The sequence below is a fragment of the Cytobacillus sp. Bac17 genome, from assembly GCF_024519925.1.
Classification (GTDB): domain Bacteria; phylum Bacillota; class Bacilli; order Bacillales; family Cytobacillaceae; genus Cytobacillus; species Cytobacillus pseudoceanisediminis.
In genome coordinates this window covers 1-329 of record NZ_JALJRC010000127.1, presented here as the reverse complement: position 1 = coordinate 329, position 329 = coordinate 1, and the positions used below count along the sequence as shown (strand labels likewise).

Annotated in this window: 1 protein-coding gene; it reads right to left on the bottom strand. The window is 53.8% G+C overall.

Translation table 11 applies throughout. The features are described 5' to 3' along the window. On the bottom strand, positions 1-329 hold a 329-nt coding region (locus NR125_RS30385), incomplete at both ends, for a hypothetical protein (protein WP_256816912.1).

The window sequence follows — 329 nt, the reverse complement described above, 5'->3', positions numbered from 1 at the left end:
TCCCTCTTTCCCCCTCCTTTCTTTTTCCCTTCCTTTTCCTTTCCTTCCTTCTTCCCTTTCTTCCCCCCCTCCTTCCTCCCTCCCCTTTTTCCTCCCTCCTTCCCCCTCTTTCCTTCCTCTCTCCTTCTCCCCCCCCTTTCTTTTCCCCCCCCCTCCTCCCTCTTCTCTCCTCTTTCCCCCTTCCCCCCTTTTTCTCTTTCCTTCCTTTTTTCTTCCTCCTCTCTCCCCCTCCTCCCCTTCTTTTCTTCCCTCTTCCTCCTTTTCCCTCTTTTTCCCCCTCTCCCTTCTCCCCCCCCTTCTTTCTTTTCCTCTTTCCCTCTCCTCTTCTT